Annotated in this window: 7 protein-coding genes and 1 pseudogene; 4 read left to right on the top strand and 4 right to left on the bottom strand. The window is 41.7% G+C overall.

Annotated elements, in window-relative coordinates:
* Positions 1 to 2,527: HEAT repeat domain-containing protein (locus AC4II3_RS23375; RefSeq protein ID WP_490722898.1), on the top strand; the 2,527-nt coding region annotated here is incomplete at its 5' end.
* A 6-nt stretch (positions 2,528 to 2,533) separates the two neighbouring features.
* Here the strand turns inward: AC4II3_RS23375 and AC4II3_RS23370 are convergent.
* Entirely contained in the window at positions 2,534 to 3,247 is a 714-nt protein-coding gene (locus tag AC4II3_RS23370; protein WP_488016494.1) for a hypothetical protein, read from the bottom strand.
* 21 nt (positions 3,248 to 3,268) lie between these two features.
* Here AC4II3_RS23370 and AC4II3_RS23365 point away from each other — a divergent pair, with 21 nt between their 5' ends.
* The 3 genes and pseudogenes from AC4II3_RS23365 to AC4II3_RS23355 all read left to right on the top strand — a co-directional run bounded on the left by AC4II3_RS23365 (position 3,269) and on the right by AC4II3_RS23355 (position 4,082).
* Positions 3,269 to 3,391: a hypothetical protein gene (locus tag AC4II3_RS23365; protein ID WP_488016496.1), complete on the top strand. Its 123-nt coding sequence runs from the start codon at positions 3,269 to 3,271 to the stop codon at positions 3,389 to 3,391.
* 205 nt (positions 3,392 to 3,596) lie between these two features.
* Positions 3,597 to 3,698: pseudogene (locus AC4II3_RS23360) on the top strand (IS982 family transposase); the annotation flags it as partial.
* A gap of 105 nt (positions 3,699 to 3,803) precedes the next feature.
* Complete coding sequence (locus tag AC4II3_RS23355) at positions 3,804 to 4,082, top strand: hypothetical protein (protein WP_488016498.1); 279 nt, start codon at positions 3,804 to 3,806, stop codon at positions 4,080 to 4,082.
* A gap of 214 nt (positions 4,083 to 4,296) precedes the next feature.
* Here the strand turns inward: AC4II3_RS23355 and AC4II3_RS23350 are convergent, their stop codons facing one another.
* From AC4II3_RS23350 to AC4II3_RS23340, 3 genes are all read right to left on the bottom strand, one after another.
* Complete coding sequence (locus tag AC4II3_RS23350) at positions 4,297 to 4,449, bottom strand: type II toxin-antitoxin system RelE/ParE family toxin (protein WP_488016500.1); 153 nt, start codon at positions 4,447 to 4,449, stop codon at positions 4,297 to 4,299.
* Positions 4,437 to 4,655 carry a hypothetical protein gene (locus tag AC4II3_RS23345; RefSeq protein ID WP_488016502.1) on the bottom strand — a complete coding sequence of 73 codons (219 nt, stop codon included), beginning with the start codon at positions 4,653 to 4,655 and terminating at the stop codon, positions 4,437 to 4,439. The genes AC4II3_RS23350 and AC4II3_RS23345 overlap by 13 nt, the downstream gene beginning before the upstream one ends.
* A 313-nt stretch (positions 4,656 to 4,968) precedes the next feature.
* Positions 4,969 to 5,169 carry a hypothetical protein gene (locus AC4II3_RS23340; RefSeq protein WP_488016504.1) on the bottom strand — a complete coding sequence of 67 codons (201 nt, stop codon included), beginning with the start codon at positions 5,167 to 5,169 and terminating at the stop codon, positions 4,969 to 4,971.
* Positions 5,170 to 5,517: the final 348 nt, after the last annotated feature.

Raw genomic sequence — 5,517 nt, 5'->3', positions numbered from 1 at the left:
CTCTTTTGTGCGTAGTAGTGCGGCAAAAGCTCTGGGAAAAATCGGTAAAGAAGCCACCATCGCCCCCTTAATTAAATTGCTGGATTATGACGAATATAATGTGCTTATTAGTGCGGCAAAAGCTCTGGTAAAAATTGGCACAGAAGCTACCATAGATCCCTTAATTAAATTGCTGGATGATGAAAACTCTGATGTGCGTAGAAGGGCGGCAAAAGCTCTGGAAAAAATCGGGACAGAAGCCACCATCGACCCCTTAATTAAATTGCTGGATGATGACGAGTATTTTGTGCGTAGTAGTGCGGCAGATGCTTTGGGTAAAATCGGGACAAAAGCCACCATCGATCCCTTAATTAAATTGCTGGATGATCACCACTCTGATGTGCGTAGTAGTGCGGTATATGCTCTAGGAAAAATCGGGACAGAAGCCACCATCGACCCCTTAATTAAATGTCTCGATGATCACCACTCTGATGTGCGTAAGAGTGGGGCAAAAGCTCTAGGAAAAATCGGGACAGAAGCCACCATCGACCCCTTAATTAAATGTCTCGATGATCACCACTCTGATGTGCGTAAGAGTGGGGCAAAAGCTCTGGGAAAAATCGGGACAGAAGCCACTATCGAACCCTTAATTAAATTGCTGGATGATGACCACTATGATGTACGTAATAGTGCGGCAAAAGCTCTGGGAAAAATCGGGACAGAAGCCACCATCGACCCCTTAATTAAATGTCTCAATGATCCCGACTCAAATGTGCGTGGTATTGCCGCAGAAGCTCTGGGAGAAATCGGGACAGAAGCCACCATCGACCCCTTAATTAAATGTCTCGATGATAACAAGTCTTTGGTTCGTAGGAGTGCGGCATATGCTCTGGGAAAAATCGGGACAGAAGCCACCATCGACCCCTTAATTAAATTGCTGGATGATCCCGACTCAAATGTGCGTAGTAGTGCGGCATATGCTCTGGAAAAAATCGGGACAGAAGCCACCATCGACCCCTTAATTAAACTGCTGGATAATGACGACTATTTTGTGCGAATTATGGCGACAGAAGCTCTGGGAAAAATCGGGACAAAAGCCACCATAAACCCCTTAACTAAATTGCTGAATGATGACCACTATTCTGTGCGTAGTAGTGTGGCATATACTCTGGGAAAAATCGGGACAGAAGCTACCATCGACCCCTTAATTAAATTTCTGGATGATGACCAAGCATCTGTGCGTAATAGCGCCACAAAATCTCTGGGAAAAATCGGAAAAAAAGCCACCATAGACCCGTTAATTAAATGCCTAGATGATGACCAAGCATCTGTGCGTAATAGTGCGGCAAATGCTCTGGGAAAAATTGGCACAGAAGCTACTATTACTAAACTGATTAATCGCCTCAACAACGAAGAATTTGTACAAACTAATGATGGCATAAGTTGTGATCAAACCATCAACGCCCTTAACGCTATTCAAGAGCGCTACCAAATCTACAACCCAATCTATAGTCCCAAACCCGATCCTCCCAAACCGACTCAAACCATGCACATCCTCCACCTCTCAGACCTCCACATCACCACCCCTGAGCAAGCTACCCTTTGGTCAAACCAACTCGCCCAAGACCTCACCCAAGACCTTGACATCCCTCACCTTGATGCCCTTATCCTCTCCGGTGATATCGCGAATTATTCCACTCCAGAGGAATACCAGGCTGCACAACAGTTTCTCCACAACCTCGGCCAAGACTTCACCCTAGACTCCAAGCAAATTGTGCTAGTTCCCGGTAACCATGACCTCAATTGGAAACTAGCAAAGCGGGGTTATCAGTTATGGGATCTCGAAGACTACCATGGTGAATTCCAAGAGGGTCACTACATCAAAGGTCAAGATGTGATTCGAGTCCGAGATGAAGCCAAATACCAACAACGGTTTGCCCACTTCAGCGAATTCTATCAAGCTATCAAAACTCAAGCCTATCCCCTCGACTATGACCAGCAAGCCATTATCGACCATTTCCCAGACCAAAACTTGCTGATCCTAGGACTAAACTCGGCTTGGGAACTGGATCACCACTTCAGAGCCCGTGCTAGCATCCACTCTGGTGCTCTGAGCAATGCCCTGACCGAAATTCGCCGTAACCCAGACTACCGCAACTGCCTGAAAATCGCGGTTTGGCACCATGCCCTCAATAGTGCTGGAAGCGATAGGATTACTGACCAAGGATTCATGGAACAACTCGCTGTTGCTGGATTCCGCTTCTTCCTCCACGGACACATCCACAAAGCCGAAACCAGCCTTTTCCGTTACGACCTCAGTCTAACTGGGCGCAAACTTGACCAAATTGGTGCTGGCACCTTTGGGGCACCGACCAGAGAACTCATACCCGGTTATCCTTGGCAATATAATCTACTCAAAATTAACGATAATCAGCTCACTGTCTACACTCGCCGTCGGGAAGAAATCAATGGTGCTTGGAAACCTGATTCACGGTGGACTCAGGGTCGGGGAGAAGGTGGTTTGCATTATTATTCGATTGAGTTGTAGGGAGTTTTATTCAGGTTTACTTAATTCACTTATATAATCCTTAATTAACAATTCTATTATAAATGGATCTAAATTGCCATGGTGAAATTTTATAGCTAAAGGCACCGTTAATGTTTGCTTATTTTCGTCGTAGGTTCGCTTCCCAAAGTATAAAAAACTCTGGGTACTTTCACGACCTGTCTGCATAGCAAAACTTAGAAAATATAAGCCAGGAAGATTACCAACAAATTGACCCAGTTGGTAAGCATAGAACCTCTCATTATTATTGGGCAATATAGGATTAGCGAAAATACTGTCTTTGGTATTTCTGTATAGTTCTGAAAATTCAAGCCATCCTAATTTTGTGGCATTATTAATGACCATCTCTACAAATCGAACTTCGCCTCCCACTGCTGTCGGACAAAATAATGGTGGGTTATTAATTTGATACCATTTATCGTTAATAAATCTCCACCAAAAAGAAGGATGTTTTTTCAGGGCTTTAAGTAATTTCCAGATTAAGAAACACGTAAAGGTGGAATAGTCATTCTTGAAATTATCCTTATAATTAGTTTCCGCATCGGTTAAGTCTAATCGTAACGTAATATCTAAATAAGGATTTATTACCTTTGTTTCGTCAATAAAAAAGTCTAGTGCCCAACCGATATAACTATTTTTGTATTGTTCAGTATCTAAGGGTATAGCGTCGTATTTGTCTAAATAGTAATTTAAGTCGTCCATGATTTACAGCGGTTTAATTGGGTGAGGTACAAATTCTTGGGTTTTAGGGAACAGGGAATCGGGAATCGGGAATCGGGAATCGGGAATCGGGAATCGGGATGCGCTGCATCAAGAGGTGCGACCCGTGGCGAATTTAATTCTTAATAGGTCAAGCGCACCTAACAGGGAGTCAACCTCAAATAAGACTGTACTTCATAACTCAGAGAAACGCTATAGTGTCTTGGCAATCTCATCCTATCGTAAGCATTCAGCCGTCAGCTGTGGAATAGGCATCTTGCCTGTTCGGTGATCTTTTGGAGCGGGCAGGATGCCCACTCTACTCTTATTCATTCTTTGATTCACCAACGCTGTCAATTTTATGATTAATCTTTTGGCTGGGTTGATTGCGTATTGCCACCAACCCAAAAAAGCATCACTCCGCCTAAAGCAAGCTTTACCAGCTTCCGCTTAACCAAAACTGACGTGAATTAATAGGGCAAATTGGCCACCTATTCTTGATTTTATTATTTATATTCAAAATATCCAGAATCAAATAATTCATCAAAAAAGTAATATTATGTTGATTAATGACTTGAGTTACTGTGAGGACATTAAAAGCGTTGAAGAAAAAATTGTAGGCGGCATGGATCAACCTGGTTATTTTGTTGTGTCTTATCCTAGTAATAATCATTTGACTAGTGTAATTACTAGTTACACATCAGATGATAAACGCACCAAAGAAAATCCAGTTCCTTGTGACCAGTATATAGGAATACCATCTCCTTGGGAAGCACATATTTTTGAACCTAAGAAAACACCAATAGAAATTGGTCAGCCTCTGAGTCTGGAGTGTTAAACTAGGACATTTTTTTTATTTTGGCGGCAATTTGTTTAAATCGTTGTGTCATCCTGTTTAATTTTTTTTGACTCAAATTTAATGCCCAAATTACTTGGGTTTCAGTGATATCACCAACTTTTTACTATCCATATCCTACAGCTAACTAATGATTAACAGATATAGAATTCATAAAGTTCTGTATCTGTTTTTTTCGCTTGGTTTAGCTTATTTATCAACCTCGACGAGGATTTTCCTGTAAACTTTCACCGGAAGAGACAATTTTTTGTACTGCCCGTGCTGCGGCATCAGCATTGTTGATTTTTAGAAATTCGTAATGGTGATTTAAATCATCAATTGCGCTTTTACTCCAAACTATCTGGGGCATGGGCGTTCTTGATCAGTTCCTAAGCTATCTGCCCATTCCCGCACACGGTTATGATCTACTGATGAACCATTACGACGATAAGCTTCCAGGGCTAATATACTTTGCTGAACCATTTCCTCTTCAGTGAGAGGTTGAAAATTTAATGCTGAGTCTATCTCTCCGTAATCAAAGGATTCTTCTGTTATTTGGTTGGATTGATTGGTCATTAATTTTTCCAAATATTCTAAGTTACTAGATGGAATTATAGCGTTGATCATTGCTATCAGCTACACATAATTTTTTCCCTCTTCCCTTTTCCCTACTCCCTGCTCCCTTTTACAAAGTGTTGAATTTAGTAAAACAAGTAAGGAAAATAAAAAAATAGCCGTAGAAATACTATCCACGGCTATTTAAAATCCACAATAAGTCAGTTGAAATCGCGATGTCACTAACTTCCCAATTCTAACCCGATGTGATCAGATTGGATTGGCCAAAGGTGACTTGGCCAAGGGGGGGAAACCCCCCCAGAAAGTTAAGGTGTTATGGCAACAGCCAATACTTGGTTATGGTAGTCATCACCTCCCCGGGAACATCTGTTTGCTCCAGAGGGGTCCATTCAGCAATCTCGGCATAGCCGAGGGAATAAAGCATTTGCATGCTATAGATTACGGCTTCACGAGAACCTTTCAAGACGTGGTGAGCAGGTTGTTTTTTGAAATTTTGGGAAAATTTTTGTGACATCACTAAAAAATCTAACTCATCGGATTTAAAATGATTATTATAATGATTATAAATTTAATTGTCAAGGGTTTTAAAAAAGTTTTTTTTGGGTATTTTAGGGGTAGAAAAAAATTAGCAATAGTCTGAGAAATACGCTACCAAAATCTTATTTTAAAAACTACTAAAGCTTTGCAATTCAGTTAAGTATTTCTAGACTTAAGGGAATTGGGAATCGGGAATCGGGAATCGGGTCGCACCTGAGGTACACAGTATTTTTTCCCTATTTACTCTTCTCTGCTCCCTGTTCCCTGTTCCCTGTTCCCTGCTCCCTGCTCCCTGCTCCCTGCTCCCTGCTCCCTGCTCCCTGTT

The sequence above is a fragment of the Moorena sp. genome, from assembly GCF_982860115.1.
Note: the sequence above shows the minus strand (reverse complement) of the source record. Positions and strands in the feature narration are given on the sequence as shown.

Bases quoted from the DNA above. Each gene is read 5' to 3' on its own strand.
- AC4II3_RS23370 (WP_488016494.1), bottom strand. From the start codon at position 3,247: ATGGACGACTTAAATTACTATTTAGACAAATACGACGCTATACCCTTA.
- AC4II3_RS23355 (WP_488016498.1), top strand. From the start codon at position 3,804: ATGTTGATTAATGACTTGAGTTACTGTGAGGACATTAAAAGCGTTGAA.
- AC4II3_RS23350 (WP_488016500.1), bottom strand. From the start codon at position 4,449: ATGCCCCAGATAGTTTGGAGTAAAAGCGCAATTGATGATTTAAATCAC.
- AC4II3_RS23345 (WP_488016502.1), bottom strand. From the start codon at position 4,655: ATGACCAATCAATCCAACCAAATAACAGAAGAATCCTTTGATTACGGA.
- AC4II3_RS23340 (WP_488016504.1), bottom strand. From the start codon at position 5,169: ATGTCACAAAAATTTTCCCAAAATTTCAAAAAACAACCTGCTCACCAC.